5 protein-coding genes are annotated in these 20,155 nt (G+C 41.6%); 2 read left to right on the forward strand and 3 right to left on the reverse strand.

Annotated features, from left to right (window positions below; all coding sequences use genetic code 11):
* Nucleotides 1-204: 204 nt before the first annotated feature.
* From RMY64_RS30930 to RMY64_RS30940, 3 genes are all read right to left on the reverse strand, one after another.
* Nucleotides 205-570 carry a hypothetical protein gene (locus tag RMY64_RS30930; RefSeq protein ID WP_322702032.1) on the reverse strand — a complete coding sequence of 122 codons (366 nt, stop codon included), beginning with the start codon at nucleotides 568-570 and terminating at the stop codon, nucleotides 205-207.
* A 25-nt stretch (nucleotides 571-595) separates the two neighbouring features.
* A complete protein-coding gene (locus RMY64_RS30935) occupies nucleotides 596-14,830 on the reverse strand; it encodes a putative Ig domain-containing protein (RefSeq protein ID WP_322702033.1) in 14,235 nt (4,744 codons plus the stop codon).
* Nucleotides 14,831-15,143: 313 nt separating this feature from the next.
* The gene (locus tag RMY64_RS30940; RefSeq protein WP_322702034.1) at nucleotides 15,144-15,881 is read right to left on the reverse strand and encodes a hypothetical protein; all 738 of its coding nucleotides are present in this window, start codon (nucleotides 15,879-15,881) and stop codon (nucleotides 15,144-15,146) included.
* A gap of 413 nt (nucleotides 15,882-16,294) precedes the next feature.
* Here RMY64_RS30940 and RMY64_RS30945 point away from each other — a divergent pair, with 413 nt between their 5' ends.
* Together RMY64_RS30945 and RMY64_RS30950 are read left to right on the forward strand one after the other, a co-directional pair.
* Complete coding sequence (locus RMY64_RS30945; protein WP_322702035.1) at nucleotides 16,295-17,146, forward strand: peptidylprolyl isomerase; 852 nt, start codon at nucleotides 16,295-16,297, stop codon at nucleotides 17,144-17,146.
* Nucleotides 17,143-20,100 (forward strand): peptidase domain-containing ABC transporter, encoded by a 2,958-nt coding sequence (locus tag RMY64_RS30950; protein ID WP_322702036.1) that lies wholly within the window; start codon nucleotides 17,143-17,145, stop codon nucleotides 20,098-20,100. The genes RMY64_RS30945 and RMY64_RS30950 overlap by 4 nt, the downstream gene beginning before the upstream one ends.
* Nucleotides 20,101-20,155: the final 55 nt, after the last annotated feature.

Genomic DNA, 20,155 nt, shown 5'->3' on the forward strand with positions numbered 1-20,155 from the left:
CATGACCTTTGTGAAGGTTGGCTGCTTGCAAAAGAGACTTAACGGGAAAAGTCAGATATTGCACCTAGCCGTACAATCACAGGTAAGGTAAAAAATGCGTGATAAGTTACTTGTTTTATGGGTTTTGTTACTAAATCAAGGATTATTTTCTATTAATGAGTAATACAATCACGTCAATTAATCTTGGTGCAAAATAATTTAAAATTATTGTGAAATATTTTTGCTATTCGCCTCCCAGCATGAAATGCATAGAGTAATTTCATTATCCCCTAAACGTTTCATAACTTCAGGTGAAAATGACATATTACACTGTTCATCATATTCATAATACATCCACACAGTTATATCATCTTTGTTAACTCCAATGATAGAGAGCTTTTGATATTTTCCTTCTAAAATGTTTAAAAAATCATCTACGAAATTTACTGGAGGGTCTAAAGCTTCTTCAATCAGTGTTTGCTCCCAATATGAATTATTAGAATTAGAAGTGGTATCAACTCCCAAAATATCGTTGACTATTTTTATTTTGTGGTTTCCACAATCAATTCTCAAAATATATGTATACTTCACAACTTGGCTCCAAGTTTTTTTTTATTTACTCATCAAGCAGATCAGGGGCATCAGATACATCAGGTATGTCACTCTTGCCAAAAAAGTCAGATGCTAGAATATCTGTTTTAAAACTTTTTCCTTTAAATTGGCCTGTCCCTGTCAATACTATCTTCCCATTCACAACTTTAATATCGGGGTTCTTACCAACCTTGCCCTGAAATTTCCCTGCTTTGCTTAAAATATTAGGTTTAATATCTTTGTGAAAAACATCACTGTCAGCCTTAACACCATCTCCAAAGTAAATATCTTTACGGGCATTATGTACTAAAATTCCGAGTTCTGAAACATAATATGTATGAAACTCTTCAACACTAAAGTTATAAACCTCAAACTGCCCTTCTCGCTTCTCAATTCTATCAACATCAATAATTCTGCCATCTTCAGTTTGCAGCAATGACCCCACTTGCAAATCTTTAGCTTCCACCCAACCCTTATCAGGTGTCCAGAAAGGATGTTCCCCAGTAGTAGAAATAACTTCCCCATCCACATATAGATCAACTAAAGCAGTAGTTTTGCGTACAAACGTATCCGTTACCTGCCGTGCTTCAATTTCCCCTGGTGTAGTCGGATCATCAGCAATCACCCAATCGCCGACCTTAATATCCTCAATATTCTTTATACCTTCGGTAGTAAGAATTTCTGTACCAGCAACAAAGCAATTCCCGATTTTAGTTCCTGTATCTTGAGTCATTCGCAGGACATTATCAGGGCCTTTAGTAATATCGCCAATGACATCATCAGCACCAGCATTAATCGCCTTATTAGCAGCAAAGAACTTCTTAGTACCTAATATTGCCCCAGCGAAAGGTACATAAGCCAGGAGATTCCAAACATCCTCTCGTTCAAACTTACCGTTATCTTGGTAGCTTTGGTAAAGGTTATAAGTTGACTTAGCTGCATCGTAGGCATCTAACGCATCATCTATACGAGATACCCACTTCAGAGGGCCAACCGCAGTTTTTGCCCACGTCGCAGCCTTCATTCCAGTTATAAAAGATACTCCAATCCCCGCAATATTACCCGCGTTGTAAAGCATGGCGTGTTTTGGTTCAATCTTCTGACCAGTGGTATATTCATAAACATCAGTCAAGAAACCACCAGATACACCGCTAGCAAAACCTGCCCCCCATTCGCCAAACATACCCAGGATTTCTTCACCACTTGCACCATTAGCCGCAGCACCAGCAATGTAACCGACTCCAAAACCAATGCCACTAAATGTAGCCAGTTGCCCTGCAAGGGTAACAGCAGCCATTGCATCTCCCAAAGTGAAATAGCCACTGGGGTCGGTATATCTAACAGGGTTTGCGTGAGCATACTGGTAATCATGCTGACTGTAAGGGTCGTTTAAGTATCCAGGAAACTCATCCTTGGAGATAAACCGTCCTAAACTGGAGTCATAATACCTCGCCCGTAGATAATCCAACCCAGTTGCAGCATCCCGTTGTTCACCTGCAAACCCGAAGGAATTGCCAAAAGTACCTGTCTGATCTAACAATCCACCAAAGGCATCATAAGTGTAGCGGTCGGTAATCAAACCAACATTATCAGTAATTAGCCTAGTTGAACCCAGCCCATCAGTGTGGTAAAAACCTTCTCGACCATCATGGCGCGATTGCACCAATCCCATACCTAATGTATAATCAGTCGTGATTTCCCCAGCAGAGTCATATTCCATCAACACTTGGGGCAAATCCCAAATCGGTGCAGCCAAGTAATTAGTTCTTGCCCCATCAGAGATAGTGGCAACTCGGCTACCAAAGGCATCGTAGATATATTGTTGCTGAGAAATACCAGTTGCAGAAGAACTAATCACCCCAATCAGGCGATTTTCCCCGTCATTAATCCAATTGTAATTGATTGTCTGGCTACTATTAGCACGTTGCTTGAGTGAACCATTATTATCGTAAGTAAAGTTTGTGACTACGCTACCGATTGTTGTATCCTTGAGTCGATTATTGGCATCGTAAGTGTAGGTAGTTGACCCTTCCAGGGAATCAGTTTTGCTTAAACGATTACCTGCTAAATCATAGGAATAGCCAAAAGTGCGGTTGACTGCTGTGGCATCAGTGATTTTTTCTTCAGTCAGACGATAGAGCGAATCGTAAGTATAATCAACGCTGCGACCAGAGTATTCTTCTACTTTCTTACGGTTGCCGACTGCATCAAGGGTATATTTAAAGTCAGAGAATATTGTACCAGTAACGTTTTTCGTTGTTACTTGGGTTAAGCGATCGCGTGTATCATATTGCCGTGATTCAACAGAACCGTTAGCCAACTTCGTTTGAATTAAATTGCCAACAGCATCATAATCGTAATCTGCTAAGGTGCGATTGCCATCTTTAACGGTATCCAAGCGATTGAGCTTGTCATAGCCGTAGCTAGTGATTCCCGCTTGTGTTGTCAAGGATGTAACATTATCTAACAAATCATAGCCGTAGCTAACAAATTGCTGGTCAGGTTGAATGATTTTGGATAAGCGATCGCGCTGGTCATAGTTGTACTGTGTTACCCCGCGTCCATCCGTCACAGTCTTCAACTGGGATGTAATTGAATCGTAAGTGTAAGAGACTGTTGCAACTCTGGGGTCTGTGAAGGTCTTTTGTTGGAGGCGACCTATGGAATCGTAGCTATAGTTAATGGTGTCGCCATTAAAATCTTTTTGACTACTGACTTGTCCAAACTTATCGTAGACAGTTTGATTCCGCTGACCCATTGGCAGAATTGTTGCCGTTAAGCGATAAAAGTCATCATACTCATACTGAGTGATATTTTGATTTGCATCTTGAGTCTGAGTTAAAAGACCGAGATTATTGTAGGTATATTTTGTTTTTGCTTGATTAGCTTGTTCAACTTGAGTTAGTTGACTGAGATTGTCGTAGGTGTACTTAGTGGTATTTAAATTCTCGTCTGTAACACTAGTGACTCGGCTAAATTGGTCATAGCCGATTGAAACTTTATCGCCGTTATTGAAGAGAGTTTCTACCTGCTGGGCATATTCATCGTATTTGTAACGGGTAGAGTGACCAAGGGCATCAGTGACTTTTACTAGATTCTTGCGTTGATCGTATTCAAACTCTGTTCGCTGATTCAGAGCATTAATGACTGCGCTTACTTGACTGAAAGCATCGTATTCATAAGTGGTTGTTTGATTGAGTTCATTTGTTTCGGTCTTGACCCGTCCCAGTTCGTCATAACTTACTTGATAATGAGAGTTATCGAAGAAAACTGTTTCTTTAAGTCGCGCTTTGTCATCATAAACATAGCGGGTTGTGCGAAGGCGGGGATCAGTCACCGTCTCAATTTGCCCACCCTTATTGTAGGTATAGGTGGTGTCATTGGTGAGAATATCCTTTAAGCGAATTAGCTGACCCAGGTCGTTGTAGAAATATTCTTCCCGATTACCATAAACATCAGTTTGGGCTTTGACGCGACTTGCGGCTGAATACTCTGTTTTAACTGTTGGGTTGTCGTCCCAGTTATCGGGTGTTAAATCAGGTAGAATAGTCTTTGCTAAACGACCTAATTCATCGTAGATGTAGCGTGTTTCTAACCCAGTTGGTGAGATTTGTGCTACTAGATTGTTGGCTTGGTCATACTTCTTGATAACTTTCGGGTTATCGCTGTTGTCCAAAGGTGTATTATCTGGCAGCGTCATTTCATCGATGCGAGTGACGACTGACCCAGGTGTGGTTAAGGTATTGTTTTGCCCAGATGTCCCTTGCAAATCGTAGCGGTAGGAAGTGACATTCCCGAATACATCCGTCATTGATGAAACACGCCCAAGAGCGTCATAGCTCATCGATTGGCTGTTGCCTTGGGAAGTTCTACTAGCAATGGTTCGACCATTATCGTCATAGTCATAATCCATCCATTGGCTATATGTCTGCCCATTTAGGATGAATGTGGTTTTTGCTTTGTCGATTCTGCCATTGAGGTCATAGTCAGCTTTAACTTCATTTCCTCGGCTATCAACCATGCGGTTAATATGTCCTGAACTGTCATAGTCAAACTCTGTGACTTGACCATCTGGTGCAGTTTGAAAACGCAGTTGACCTTGTTGGTTGTATGTGTAAGTGGTTTTTAGACCATCTGTATCAATGCTTTCGATTAAATTGCCACGGAGATCGTACTTGGCACTAGTTGTTAAACCTGTTGGCGAAACAATATTATTTGCTTGACCTCTACTGTTATAGGTCATGCGGGTGATGTTGCCATCTTCATCTTCAATGGTCAACAGATTTCTGCGGTTATCGTAGGTATATTCGGTTGTGACACCATCTGCATCAGTTTCACTTAGGAGGTTATTGTCATTGTCATAAGTACGGGTAGTAATTCCCCCCTTAGCATCAATTTCTTGCAGGACATTTCCGCGTTCGTCGTAGATGTAAGTTGTAGAGTACCCGCGTGTATCTTTAACTACCTGCCTGGAGTTATTCGGGTCATAGGACATCTCGACGGCTTTACCGTTAACATCGATGATTTCCTTCAACCGCCCATCATCACCGTACTCGTTCTTAACACCAGTCCTGCCCAAGGGGTCGATGATTTTGTCAAGGTAGTGCTTACGGTCTTGGTCATACTCCATGCGTGTGGTGTTACCTTCTCTATCCGTAACACTAACTAAATCGCCCTGAGCGTTGTAATCGTATCGAATTTGCTTACCAGCCGGGTCAGTCACCGTCGCAATTCTGCCCTGCGCGTCTCTGCCAAAGGTTATTTTTTGCCCCGTAGAACTAGTGATATCCGCATCTGTATAGGTTAACATGTTCCCATTAGTGTCAGTAACAGTGAGCAAATCGCCCGTTGCGGCATCAATTTCATATACCACCCCTTCTTTCGTGGTTAACTTATACTTGCCACCAAATAGCGGATCGGCAGGATTGTAGGGGTTTCCTTGGAAGCCGTAGAATTCGTCGGCATCTTGTTGCTTGGTGATGAAATTGCTTTCAACGGTCAATGTACTCGTTACACCTTTGTCAGCAACAAATTCTGGCTGATAGAAATACTTAGAAAAATAGAGTAAAGAGCCACCATCGACTTGCTCGACTTGCTTGGCCTTAAATGTAAATGCTTCTCGTTTCCCACCAGGGAGAGTTATGTATACTTTAGTACCATTTTTGAAAGGATTTTGGTAGCCCACAAGTTGGCTGTCTTCGCTGGGTGGACGCAGAGAAGTCCGCAAGTCAGTATCTCTGAATTCCATCCGCCAGCCATAACCAAAGTCATCTGTGCTACCAGAATTTAGGCTATCGTAAGTACGAGTTAGGGTAATGGGGATACCAGTAACAGGCACAGTCAAATCTGTAAACGACAACCGGAAATTGCCCAACTTCAAATCCCCAGCAACATCAATCACCTCATCGGCGTAACTGATGTGACCACCATTATCCGCAACTTCCAGCCTGAGAATATACGAGTCATTTTGCAACAGCGATGGGTCGAATTTACCCAAGACACCATTAGCGATCGCACCTGGATCATTAACAAAGGCAATTTCTTTGAATTCACCACCATTAATAGGCGCGACTAATAGGCGGTAGTAGTCTATTTCTCCATCGTCTGAAATCGACCCTTTAATCTCAATGGGAGCGGTAATTAGTTTCCCAGCATTATCTCCCCAATCAAGACTTACTTCGGGAGCAGCGACATCATCAGGGTCGCGTACCAGTACATTAAAGGTGACTTCTTGAGAAGGATTGCCTGCTGTATCTGTAGCGATCGCTCTGGCTATCACTGTTCCTGCCTCGCTAGGAGTGAATCGCGCTATGCCATTGCCATCCAGCACTACTGGTGTATCGTTGATCCACAATCTTAGCCCAGCAACCCTAATATTATCTGTAGCCCTTGCCTGGAAAATGATAGTTTCGCCAGGGTCAACTACATCGTAATTTGCAATGAGTCTAACTTTCGGCGCTTCTGTGTCAGCTGCCACCACAAGGTTATACTCTTGTGGTCTGGACACAACGCCATCACTGACAGTTAAGACAACGTGGTGAGTGCCAACATTATTAGCAGTTGGTGTCCATCGCAAGCGCCCCAAAGCATCGAGGGTCATACCCAAATCACGGGATGCTTGGTCGAGATTATAACTTAGGCGATCGCCATCCACATCGCTAGCAATGATATCGTAAGCATAAGTACTACCAGGGGTTGCAGTTAATTTAGGATTAGACTGAATAACAGGGGCATGATTCTCTCTTGCAGTGAGAGTAAAGCCCTGTGCAGCACCCAAACCAGCAGCGTCCACCGCACCGACAACAATTTTGTAGTTACCAGCAACAGGATTATTCCAAGTCAGCAAACCAGTGCTTGGATCAATGTTGATACCCGTAACACCCGCAGGAACAGAAAGTAACTGATAAGTCAGGCGATCGCCAGCATCTGGGTCAGTAGCCTGTACCTGATAACTGTAAGGACTACCAACTGCGGCTAAGTATACAGGTGTAGAGGTGATACTTGGGGCAGTGTTGATAGCAGTTGCACCCACTTCAATGGCATAAGTTTGAGTGGTTATAGCACCTTGAGCGTCGCGTGCAAAGACTTCAACTTGTTGAGAACCGATTTGCGACGCTTGGGGTGTCCAGCGAATTGTGCCGTTGCTATCAATGGTCATCCCCGCAGGTTTGCGACCTAAGCTGAAGGTAAGGGGGTCGTTTTCTGGATCAGTTGCGACAACAGTGTAAGTGTAAAGCTGATTTTGGGCGGCTCTGGTTATAGGATTGGAGACAATGGCAGAAGGTGTGTTAACTCCAGTAACATGAAGTGTAAATTCTTGAGCAGCATAAAGACCATAAGCATCAGTGAGGCGGACTGTAACTGTATGCTCACCAATCTGGTCTGCTTTGGGTTGCCAGCGTAACGCCCCAGACTGTGGATCGATAACCATACTTGCTGGGGAAGAGTCCAAACTCCACACAAGCAAATCGTTATCTAAGTCGCTGCCAGAAAGGTTGTAAACGTAAGTCCGTTCTAAATTGGTAATGAGGTTAGGAGTGGAAGTAATATTTGGTGCATTGTTAGTGCGAATAGTGGAACTGACAACATCAATATTGAAAGCTTGAGTTATTACTCCACCACGACCATCACTAACTTTAATATTGACAGGGTTAGAACCAATTTGCGTCGCTCCCGGTTGCCATGTGATTCTGCCTTGTTGGTCAATGGTCATACCCTGGGGAGCAGTTTCCAAGGAGATAGTTAGGGGGTCGTAGTTGGGGTCGCTGGCTGTGACTATATAGACGTAGGATTGGCCCAGAACTATACTTTTACGAGGAGTTGAGGAGATAATAGGAAGGTTATTGGATGGAGATGAAGCTGCCCCAACAACAGAAATATTTAAATATTGAGTCGTTTTTCCACCTCTAGTATCGGTGGCAGTGATAGCAAAGAAAAGGTTAGTGCTGTTACCGTTTAAATCACTAGGTTTTGGAGTATATTTAAATACCCCTGTACTACTGTCTATAGTTGCTGTAGCTCCAGGAGGAGTTGAAGTGAGACTATAAGTAATCGCCTCATTTTCAGGGTCTTCTGCATGAACTTGGTACTGAAAAATTTGTCCAACAGCCGTTGTAGTGGATGATGGAGATGTTGTAAAAGTAGGTAGTGTGTTTGGTGGTGCAACGTTGATTTTAAAAGCTTGAATATCTTGTCCGCCTTGATTGTCCTGCACCTGCAATATGACATCGTGCATTCCTTGCTGACTTGTTGTTGGTTGCCAAACAAGAATACCCGTTTTTGAGTCAATAATCATCCCATCCGGGTTGACTAAAAGGTTATAAATAAGGGTGTCTTGATTGGGATCTTTAGCCACAGAGGAATAACGGAAGATTTGTCCACTAATCGCTTCCGTTAATGCTGTACTGACAAATACAGGCGATAAATTATCATTGGTTCCAATCTGATTGCCAAAATTTAAACCAGTAATAACTTGATCGCTTTTAAGAGTAACTTTATGGGTTTTACTTGTGGGGATAGTTTGCGTCCACCCAGACTGAATTTCTTCTGCAACTGTATAAGTTCCAGGATTGAGAGTAAACGAGTAAGCTCCATTAGTATCGCTTAAAGTAAAAGGTTCATAAGCATCGCGTTGACTGTTATTGTTGGTGTCTAAATAAATAGGAACACCTTGAAGAGGTGTAGGTTTTTTACCAGTCCAAATTTCAACGTTGTCTAAACCCCAAGATTCATTTCCAGTTTCACTTTTGACATCGCCGATGAAATTTAGGAGCATTGAACTAGCTGAATGATCGAAAGTGAAGGAGAGTTTATAAACTGAATCAGAGTATTGATTGTATTGAGGAAAAAGCCGTTTTATTTCACTAGCTCCAGTACCAGGAGCATTTAAGGGGCTAGAGGAATCAACAAAAGAATATGGGTAAGCTTGTCGTCGATTATCAACTCCGGTAACAGCGCCAAAAGCTGTCTGTAATAAAAGTTTTTCTTGTGTCTGCGTGTTACTACTGAATGTCAAGCTCCACAGGTCTGGTCCATAGCCATCATTGGGGTTGGTAATGCCAGAAGAGCTGCTTAAGAAACTACCATTCCAGAAACCAACAATGTAAAGGTCGAACGATAATGTAATAATGTCATGTTCGGGCAAATTCTTGAGAGTGAGAACTTGTTTTCTGTCAGGGCGATTGAAAAAGGTTTCAGGGTCATTTGTGGGTGAACCCTGATAAAGTCCGAGAATATGTCTGTTATCCACAGACGTTTCCCGTTTTGGTTGAGACCACTCACTGAGAGTCTTTGTTGAATTTTCAAAATCTTCGTAGTAGACTAGTTTGTCCTTAAGTCTGCCATCATCCTGATGGACTATTCCCATAAGTTGCCCAGGCTTGGTAGAAGATACATTTAATTGAAAGCTCTGGATATCAATCCCACCTCGATTATCTTGCACCTGTAGGGTCACATCGTAAGGTGTGGTATTTGCAACTGGATTATCCCAACTAATACTACCAGTATTGGAGTCAATCTTCATCCCAATTGGTGCAGTGACTAGTGAATAATTTAAGGAGTCATTATCTGGGTCAATAGCTTGTACAGAGTAGGAGTATTTAGGTTTTTGAACTATTGCAGCTAAATCACCTCGCCCAGCATTAAATTCAGAGATAATATTCGAGAAAAGTGTTGTTCGAGCAAAATTGGTATTTGGCTTATAGGAGAAAATATCATCTGTCAAGTTAACTTCGTAACCAAAGAGGTTACTAGTATTGTCCGCAGATGCAAAAGTTATCCCTGCTAGATATTGTCCAGGATCTGATATTAATTGAGTTAATGCACCTGTAGTAATGTTTAAAGTATAAATGCCACTACCACTGCCAAGAGAAGAATAAGTGGTTAAATAAAATTGACCTTGAGCATCTACAGCAATATCTGCTCCATCTAACAAGCTCAAAGGTTGCCCTGAAAACTTTAGGGCTATGGATTTCAAAATAGAGCCATCTAAGGGATTGAGATTGAGCAGTTCGCTTTTTGCAACATCAATAACCCAGAGATTATCATCTAAATCGAAAACAGCACCTCGAATCTCTCTATTAGCCAAAGGTATACCTAATGCCTTTGCTACAGACGTATTAGAGTTAATAGAGATGAGCGTGGAGCCAGTTGAGCTAAGTGCAAAACCCAAAAGTCCGTATTTCTCAGAAACAGCAAGTCCATCCGCATCGATTTGCGAATTGTTGAGAGTTACTACCCCAAGGTCTTTGAAGTTAGAGCCGTCGACGTTGAATGAGAAGAGTTTCGTAGGCGCTTGAGAAGATGCGTTGCTCCCCGGAGCTTGAGATTTTAAACCAAAAACGACTCCATCGAGAGTAGAACTAGGACTATAAACTTGAGTCACCGGTTCACTGATAATAATTGGTGCATGATTACCTGGTTCTGGCTGAACGTTAATCTTGAAGCTTTGATCGGCCACTCCCCCACGTTGATCTACGACACGAATTGTAACAGACACGAATGGAAGGGATTGAAACGATATTGTAGTCGGCACCCAGCTAATTTTTCCCGTACTCCCATCAATTGTCATTCCTGCTGGTGCATTGACAAAAGAATAGGTCAAAGAATCATCATCAGCATCGGAAGCATTGGCTTGGTAAGTATAACTAGTATTAATCGCTGCATCGACCACAGGAGTGGAGGTAAAAACGGGGGGACGATTCGGCGGAGCATCAATTACCGACAAACTGTATTGTTGTTGCGTTATGCCACCATGACCATCACCCACTTCCACGAGAACTGTTTGATTGCCAATATTAGTAGTTGCTGTATTCCAATAAATTAAACCAGTAGTTTGGTCAATGGTCATACCATCAGGTGCAACCAGTAGTTTATAAGTTAAGGAATCACCATTGGGGTCTGTGGCATCAACGTCATAGCTGTAAGAATGACCAGCAATTACTTCTTTATTTGCTTGAGTTAGAATCACAGGTGCAGCGTTTAACTGACTCAACACCGTTAGATCGTAAGTAAACTGCACCCCTTGAGGGTTATAAAATATCAAAGAACGCTCAAAAGTGAGTTCATTAGGGTCAAACTTGGTATCGCCAACCAACTTACTGAAATCATAGTAAGGCAGACCATCAGGCGTAAAACCATCAGGATTGCGAACTAACACTGTGGGGTCACTGATATGATTGACAGCAACAATTAGGGAAGAATCTACGCTGTAAGAGCCGATGTTACGTAAAGCGATGTCTGCATACAGAAGGTGAGTATCAGCGTTGAAGCTGGTGCGGTGATATTCAGTACCTATACTGCTAGAAACATCTACCAATAAGTTAAAATTAGGTGCTGTAGTCTGGCTTATTTGTTGGGGAAAATCTGTTTGTATAGGAGCCTGAGTACCATCAAGTGCATTTGTGAAAGCAAAATCAGTAATCCGCACATTGGTAGTAATGTCACCATCGTTGTTTACCAGACGAAACACCAACTGAGCATTGGTGCCTGGGTTAATACCAGTAAGATTTAAGCTGACAGTATGGGTTGCAGCATCATAACTTGTACCTGCACCTAAAGCAGTAGATTCGCCCTCAGTCCAATTGAAGAAAGCATCGCGCTCACCAGCAGCAGTATGAACTAGGGAATTACCATTGGTATCAACTAATGCCACTTCAAAAGCATCGTTAATTGAATTTACACTAGTAATGTCAAACTGAGGATCAATCTTAAAGCTAAGGATGGAAGGGGTAGATGGAATCAAGAGAGGTAGAGAACGGAAGACTGTAAAATTGTTTTCTTCTATATCATAGATACTAGGAGCAATAATAAAGTCTTGAACTGCTGTTAATCCAGCCGCATCTGTTACCAAAAGGTGAATGTTGCTGTTGAGATTGGAGAGGAAGTCTCTTGGTGTCCCACTCAAAGTTGCAGTTCCATCAAAGTTATCAACTAAAGTTAGCCAGCTTGGGAGATTCTCTGTAGTAATTTTGAGATTATCTCCCGCATCGGGGTCAGCAGCAACAATGTTGTAAGTGTAAAGACTGGCTAAATTGGCTGTAATTACAGGTGTAGTGAGGAATGTGGGAGCTTCATTAACGTTGGTAACAGCGATCGCAAAAACTTGGGTTAAGCTTAAGCCGTTAGCATCAGTACTGGTAACTGTAACAGAGTGCTGAGTACTACTTTCAAAATTGAGTAAAGTACCATCAGCAACTTGCAATTGATTGCCAACAATGCGGAAACGCTCACCAGCATTATCTTGTAATATATAAGTGTAGGTGTCATCAGGATCAGGGTCAACACTACTTAATTGACCAATGACTGTTCCAGTAGAACTGTTTTCTGCAACAGTATTACCTGTTAAGTTAATTGCTGTAGGGGGACTGAAACGGTAGATATTGCTAAGGAAAGTATTTTGATTGCCAGCAATATCAGTTGAACGTGCAGTGAAGGAGTTATCCCCGGTTGCTAAGGAAACATGGGCAAAGGTAAATTGTCCATTGTTGTCTGAAGTTGTTACCGCACCCGTTTGTTCTAAGACTACAGTAGAATTGGCTTCGGCAAGACCAGTTAATGTTACGGTATCAAATTTGGTCTGGAAATCACCAATTACACCAGAGTCAGATACGGCATTGAGATTAAAAATAGGTTCTGATGTAGTGCTGTCAAGAGTGAAGGAAAAGTCAAAAATATTGGATGTGTTTTGAAATTCATCCACTGCTTGCAAATGCAAAGTATGGAATCCATCCGGCAATGTACCACCATATATCTGCTCTAATTGGGCACGAGTCAAAGTAAAACTGCCGTCTGCAATCCTTTGCGCCAGAACATTTACAAAATTAGCGGGTTGTGTGCTGTCAAAACCAGCTTTGAATTCAACTACACGGCTAGCATCAATAACAGTTCCAGTAATTGTGGGGTCAAAAGTAATGGTATCGCTATTGGTTTGACCGTTAGGAGCAGTGTCTCGCTTTAAAGATGCAGTAATAACAGGTGCATCCAGATCAATAATAACTGTTACAGTATATTGAATTGTTTTAATATTGCCGGCGGTATCAGTAGCAGCAATAGTTAAAGTATGTTCTCCATTGCTCAGACCAGTAAAGTCTAAAACTTGGTCAAATCTGCCATTGGCATTAAAATTTAAAGATACATTTTGAAGATTGTCGAAGCGATAGCTTAATGCTGTGACTGGACTACCAGTACCATCAACACTGCCAGTAAGTTTATCTCCCAAATGCAAGTTAGATTGGTTGACAGGAGTGGTTAAACTAACCTGTGGCAAGGCACTGTCTATTGTGACATCTATTGCAGCAGAGGTTTTGGTATTTCCCGCAGTGTCGGTAGCAATGGCGTTGAGTCCGTAGACTCCATCAGTTAATTCTGATGTCGTGATTTGCCAAGTGCCATCTGCGGTTGCAGTTGTCTGTCCTTTGAGTTGACCATTGTTAAATAGTTGGACTCTAGCAAGAGCTTCTGCCGTGCCAATAATAGTAGGAGTAGTGTCAAGAGTAATGCGATCGCTATTACTCAAGCCACTATCGCTATTTGCAGATAGCTTAAGTGTAGGTACAGCAGTAGTGGTATCAAGTGTAAAAGAGATATCAAAGTTATTGGCAACAGAATATTTATCTACTGCTTGTAAGTGTAGAGTGTGATGACCGTCTGGTAAAATCCCGCCATAAATTGTATTTAATCGGTTGGGGCTGAGGGTAAAACTGCCATCAGAGTGCAAATCAGCAATTACATTTAGATAATTGGCTACTTGTGTGTTGTCGAAACCTGCTTTCAATGAAATAATCTGATTGGTTTCAGTAAGCGATACATTTGCGACAGCATTGACAATAGGGGTAACAGTTGTTAATGCATTAATAAAAATGCCACGATTAACAACTTTAACTGTGCCTGTAGTAGTGGGATCGAAGGTAATACCATCAGTGTTGGTTGTGTTGTCAGGAGCTGTATCATGGGCTAAAGCTGCTAAAATAGCAGGTGGTGTGGCAGCAAGATTTACCGTTACAGAAAAGCTAGCAGTAGAGAAATTGCCTGCAAAATCAGTAGCTTTGAGAGTAAAGGTGTGAGGCCCATCGTTGAGTCCAGTAAAATCAAGGGCATGGTCAAAAGCGCCGAGTGGACTAACTGATATGGGCCCAGCAGCTAAATTATCAAAGGCAACTGTGAGTGAGGCAATGGCGGAACCAGTGCCATTAACGATGCCAACAACTCTCGCTTGTGGCGAACCTGGTAGTAAATTGAGCGGCAGGACTGTAGCAGAAAGCGTAGGCGGTAAGATGTCAGGTAGCAAGGACGGTATTGAAAGAGAATTATTAACACTTCCAACTACTGGATCGCTAGTGCCAACGTTAATTAGAGGTGTATTAGTTGTTGCTCCTGTAAGTCGATCGAAACCAGTTTTATTGTCAGACTTTGTAATTTCTGATTGTTGAGATGTAATCAGACTAGAATTTTGCTGATTTTTGAATAAAGGTGAGTAATTGTTGAGATAATTAACGGGATTAGTACGCTTATTAGAGAAGTCTACAGAAGACTTGAACTTTTCCAAGTCATCTGTAGTACCTGTTAATTTTTCCTGACGTGACAACTCTGAAGAAATTGGGTCAGAACCATTAGGAGGTCTGAGTTTTATTTGCAAAGAACTTAGGGCAGAATTGTCATCTAATGCGGCACTTAAAGATGCACTATCTAGTAAAGATAGTGGTAAGATTCCGCCATTAGTAGAAGATGCACTATTAGTTCCTAAATTCTCAGAGCTACCCATGACTAACCCCTTGCCAGTAGTAAATTGTTTACTGTTTTAATTTAATAAAAAGTTCAGACGATTTTGTTTTGGAGTCAATATAGGACTCATATCTGATTTTTGAACAAGATTTCAGATAAAACCCCGATAAAACGGGCTTTTCAGTCTCAGTATGTTTTCAGAAATCAAATAGTAGTCCTATAGCGATAATATATTGTTGACTCCATCTCAAGATACAAGGCGATAAATCTACTTGTTGTGATGATTTTGAATAATGGAAAGCGAGGAGAACACCCAAGAGTTTTCTCCTCATCGTCAATTTTATATATAAATATTAGGCTACTGCACTAGCAGTCATCGTGAATACATTTGGCACCAACGTTGTATTGTCAGGAACTTTAGCTAGAAACTTGGTGCTAATAATCTCTTGATAAGCTGCCAAATCTGCTTGCCAATTATCAATAATTTGATGCAAATTTCCGAGACGTTCTGGTGCAGTTACACTCTTGACTTCATAGCTAAAACTGCCATTGAACAACACAATTGGAGTACTAGTTTCGTCTGGATTCCTTAATGCTGCTTCACTGACAGTCAGATAGAATGGGCAGCGATCCATTGTATAAACTAAGTTTAGTGTCGCTCGTACAGGTGCAGTCCCAACTTCTTGCCAAGGGCCAGGAGAGAGTAACGTTTTAGCTAAATACTGACTAGCTGCATCTTGCTGTCGATCAAAAGTTATGTAGCTTCTGGGATTAAGACCTACAGCTTCGTATTCTACGTTTGGTAGTGTTTGGACATATTTTTTAGCAATGTCTGCAACTATAATTTCTGCTGCTGCTTTACCTTCAATAGCTTCTATAAATATGACTCGCGTCGGTTCAGCTACTATCATCACACCGTTAGTGAAAGCAATTTGGGATACATTCTGAGTCGATATTGGTTGACGAGCCAATTCCCATTCTGCCGGAACTATACCACTATATTTGAGAAAATCTGGATTGAGGAGCGTGGGGTTATGATTTTTTGCAGCAATAATAATTCCCAACTCTTGAGTAATTAAGCTTTGACTCATGATGCTTTTCTAATAACTGTTAATTCAAATACAAAGGTTTTGCGCCAATTGATTCTGACGTAGGCTTGAAACTCTTGGCCCATAATCCATTACTGGACACTAGACACGTTTTTTACGGTCACTTGTAACTTTATACTCTCGTTATTCAGATTTACACCAGCGAATTTATGCTTAAAATTGCTTCGATACTTACTTAAGTACTAACTAAATTAAGTATATTTTTTTGATAAAGTAGCTAATATATTTAGAAAATTTAATTTTTAACAGTTTTTCTAAGTATTTCTAAGTATATGTAACAGGTTTTTTTGGGGAAATATACGTATACTTATCATTGTCATAAATAGAACCTACAATACATGATGCGATAGGGAAATTATTACATAGGTTCCTCTACCCTAACTTTCTAGCACCCTATGGCTCACCTAAGAATTGGCAACCAGATAATTAGCCAAGCAGAAATTACGCATTTGCTAGCTGGCTACCAAATGCTGCCGCAATTGTGCCGTTTGGTGATTATTGAAAGAGCGATCTCTCCTTTTGAACTCACTCCATCAGAAAAACTCGGTGTTATTGAGCAATTCTACCAAAACAATCAACTGACAACACCAGAAGCACAGGCAAAAGTCTTAAAGCATTACAGCATGAGTCTTGAGCAACTAGAAGCTGTTGCCACGCGAGAACTGAGGATTGAGAAGTTCAAGCAAGCCACTTGGGGGACAAAGCTAGAATCTTATTTTTTGCAATGTAAATCTCAGCTAGACAAAGTAATTTATTCCCTAATCCGCACATCTGATGCAGAGGTGGCCCAAGAACTCTATTTCCGCATCAAAGCCCAAGAACAGACATTTGCTGACTGTGCCTCACTGTATTCACAAGGGCAAGAAGCTCAAACAGGAGGAATGTTAGGCCCTGTGACTATAAGTCAACCCCACCCAGCAATAGCACAGAAACTGAGCATTTCACAACCAGGACAGTTATGGCCGCCGATGAAATTGGATGAGTGGTTTGTGATTGTGCGATTAGAAAAACTAATTCCGGCTCAACTAGATGATGCAATGCGCTCTACACTGCTCAATCATCTGTTTGAAACTTGGTTAGCCGAAGAAATCAGCAAAGCGCAATTGACCATACTTGAAGAGGAGGAGTCCGAGAGCGGGAGGTGGGGAGATGGGGAGGTAGGGAGAACAACTTCACCTCATCACCCCATCGCCTCATCACCCCATCCCCCCATCACCCCATTAGATACTGCTCTGTTAACAAGATGATAAAAAGCACTACCACGATTCAAGAATTTCTCGCCAGCATCTACCCATTTAATCAGCTTTCTATAACCAGCGTTGAGAAAATTGCAGAAAAACTTGAACCTTTGCGCTACCGTATGGGGCAAGCAATTTTGGTCAGAGAAACCCTTCCAGCTAGAATAGCAATTCTCTACCAAGGTCAAGCCCGTTTATTGGGATATGCCCCAGGTGCTTCTGCCCCTGATACCCTGCAACTACTAAAACCAGGATCAATCATTGGTTGGGCAAGCTTGCTGCGTGGTGTACCGTGTGAAACTGCGATCGCGTCAGTTGAAACTCTTTGTCTAACCCTAAAAGCCTCGGATTTCTTAAGTTTACTAGAACTTGAACCTACTATAGCGAATGCTTTTTGCAACTATTGCAGCTTAGTTGAAGTTTTTGACCTGTTGGGTACAGAATTAGAACGTCGGGGTAAAATTCCAGATAATCTCAAAGAACTGGCTATTGCTGCAACAAAACAAGCTACTATTCTTAACTTGCCAAATGGGAAAACACCACTCTCTTCATTAGATCCTAACTTGCTGTGGTTAGTTAGCAGTAAAGGGTCTAACTATGTAGTAGGCGATCGCCTAAATCTAACGCAAGCACAAGCCTATATCACAGGGTCAGTTCGCTTAATTGGTTTTACTGATCCTACTCTCTCACTCCCCCACTCCCTCACTCCCTCACTCTCCCCCGACTCATTGTCAGATACTGGAATTTGGGCAAACGCCCCATTCGCTCCAGAGCGCCCAGAAGAAACAGAAGAAGTAGAACCAGGGCAAGGAATTAAATACCCGCATATATCGGGTCGTGGGGCTGTAGATGGAACTCTTGCCTGTTTTCAAATGCTAGCGCAACACTTAAGAATGCCATTTCGCCGCGATGTCTTACGCCGTGCGTTAGTTAGTAATTTTCAGCGTACAGGGAGTACTTCTATTCAATTATGTGGTGCTTTGGCAGAACTAATGGGGCTGACATCTCAACTGGTAAATGTTCCTGCCGTTGCCATATCTAAACTACCGACACCAGTTTTGATTCCCTGGCAAGATAGCTATGTAATTCTTTACAAAGCGACAGAGAAAGAATTAGTTCTCGCTATCCCAGAACAAGGAATTGTCCGTAAAAAGCCAGCCGATTTTGTGGAAACTTGGGGGGAAGAGGGGCAAGTACTTCTACTGCAACCGACCAAAGAAACTCCTCAAAAGCGATTTGGCTTAAGTTGGTTTTTACCTGCCATCAAAAAGCATCGTACTGTTTTTATTGAAGTATTTATTGCTTCATTATTTGTACAACTATTGGGACTAGCAAATCCATTAATCACCCAAGTAATTATTGATAAAGTTATCATTCAAAACGGGATTAATACTCTCAATGTTCTGGGTTTTCTGCTCATAGCAATGGCTATAGTAGAGGGCATTATTACTTGGCTGCGTACCAACTTGTTTGTAGATACCACTAACCGGATCGATTTAAGTTTGGGAAGTGAAGTAATCGACCACCTGTTACGTTTACCACTACGTTATTTTGAGAAGCGCCCTGTTGGGGAAATATCCAGCCGGATCAACGAATTAGAAAATATTCGCTCTTTCCTCACTGGTACTGCCCTGACTGTTGTTCTAGATGCTATTTTCTCTGTTATTTATATTGTAGTAATGATTTTTTATAGCTGGCTGCTAACCATAGTAGCACTGGCAACAGTACCGCTATTTGCTTTGTTAACCTTTATATTTGCACCTATTATTCGCAGCCAAACTAGAACGAAAGCCGAACGCAATGCTGAAACTCAATCTTATTTAGTAGAAGTAATATCAGGCATTCAAACGGTCAAAGCCCAAAATATTGAACTGAATTCTCGCTGGCAATGGCAATCTCGTTATGGAAGATATATTAGTGCAAGTTTTGAGAATGTCCTGACAAGCAATACTGCTAGTTCCCTTTCCAACTTCCTCAATAAACTATCAAGCTTACTTTTATTATGGGTAGGTGCATATTTAGTCTTGCAGCAAAAACTAACTTTGGGACAGTTAATTGCTTTTCGTATTATCGCAGGTTATGTCACAAGTCCTCTACTACGGCTAATTCAACTGTGGCAGAACTTTCAAGAAACTGCTTTATCGTTAGAACGCTTGGCTGATATCCTCGATACTCCCCAAGAAACAGAAATTGCTGGACGTAATAACATCCCCATGCCTGCTATTGTCGGTGCTGTCGAGTACGAAAGTGTTACTTTCAGCTTCGCTAAAAGCCCTAATCCGCAACTCAATAATGTTTATCTTGATATCGAAGCTGGTATGTTTGTTGGAGTTGTGGGACAAAGTGGTGCTGGCAAAAGTACATTAACCAAACTCTTACCTCGACTTTATGAATTAGACTCTGGTCGCATTAAAATTGATGGTTATGACATTAATAAGGTAGAACTCTACTCCCTGCGTCAACAAATCGGTATGGTGTTGCAAGACACTTTGTTATTCGATACCACAGTGCAGGAGAACATTGCCCTGACCATGCCTGATGCCACACCATCAGAAATTGTAGAGGCTGCTAAAATTGCTTGCGCTCACGATTTTATTATGAATCTACCATCGGGTTATGAAACCCGTGTTGGAGAGAGAGGTTCAGCTTTATCTGGTGGACAAAGACAACGAATTGCGATCGCTCGGACTGTACTACAAAACCCACCACTGTTGATTCTGGATGAAGCTACCAGCGCACTCGATTATGCTACTGAACGTCAGGTGTGCTTGAATTTAGCCCAGGTATTTAAGGGAAGAACAGTATTTTTCATTACTCATAGGCTAGGAACAATTCAAAATGCCGATGTAATTTTAATGATGAGTCAGGGACAGATTGCTGAAAAAGGTACTCATGCAGAATTAATCGGGATGAATGGATTGTATTACTGTCTCTATCAACAGCAGTCAGCAATTTCTGAATAATTTTTCTATTTCATTTAGCAATCAGCAACCTAATAGAGAATTAACTAAATTTATT

The sequence above is a fragment of the Nostoc sp. DedQUE08 genome (assembly GCF_034530895.1).
GTDB lineage: Bacteria > Cyanobacteriota > Cyanobacteriia > Cyanobacteriales > Nostocaceae > Nostoc.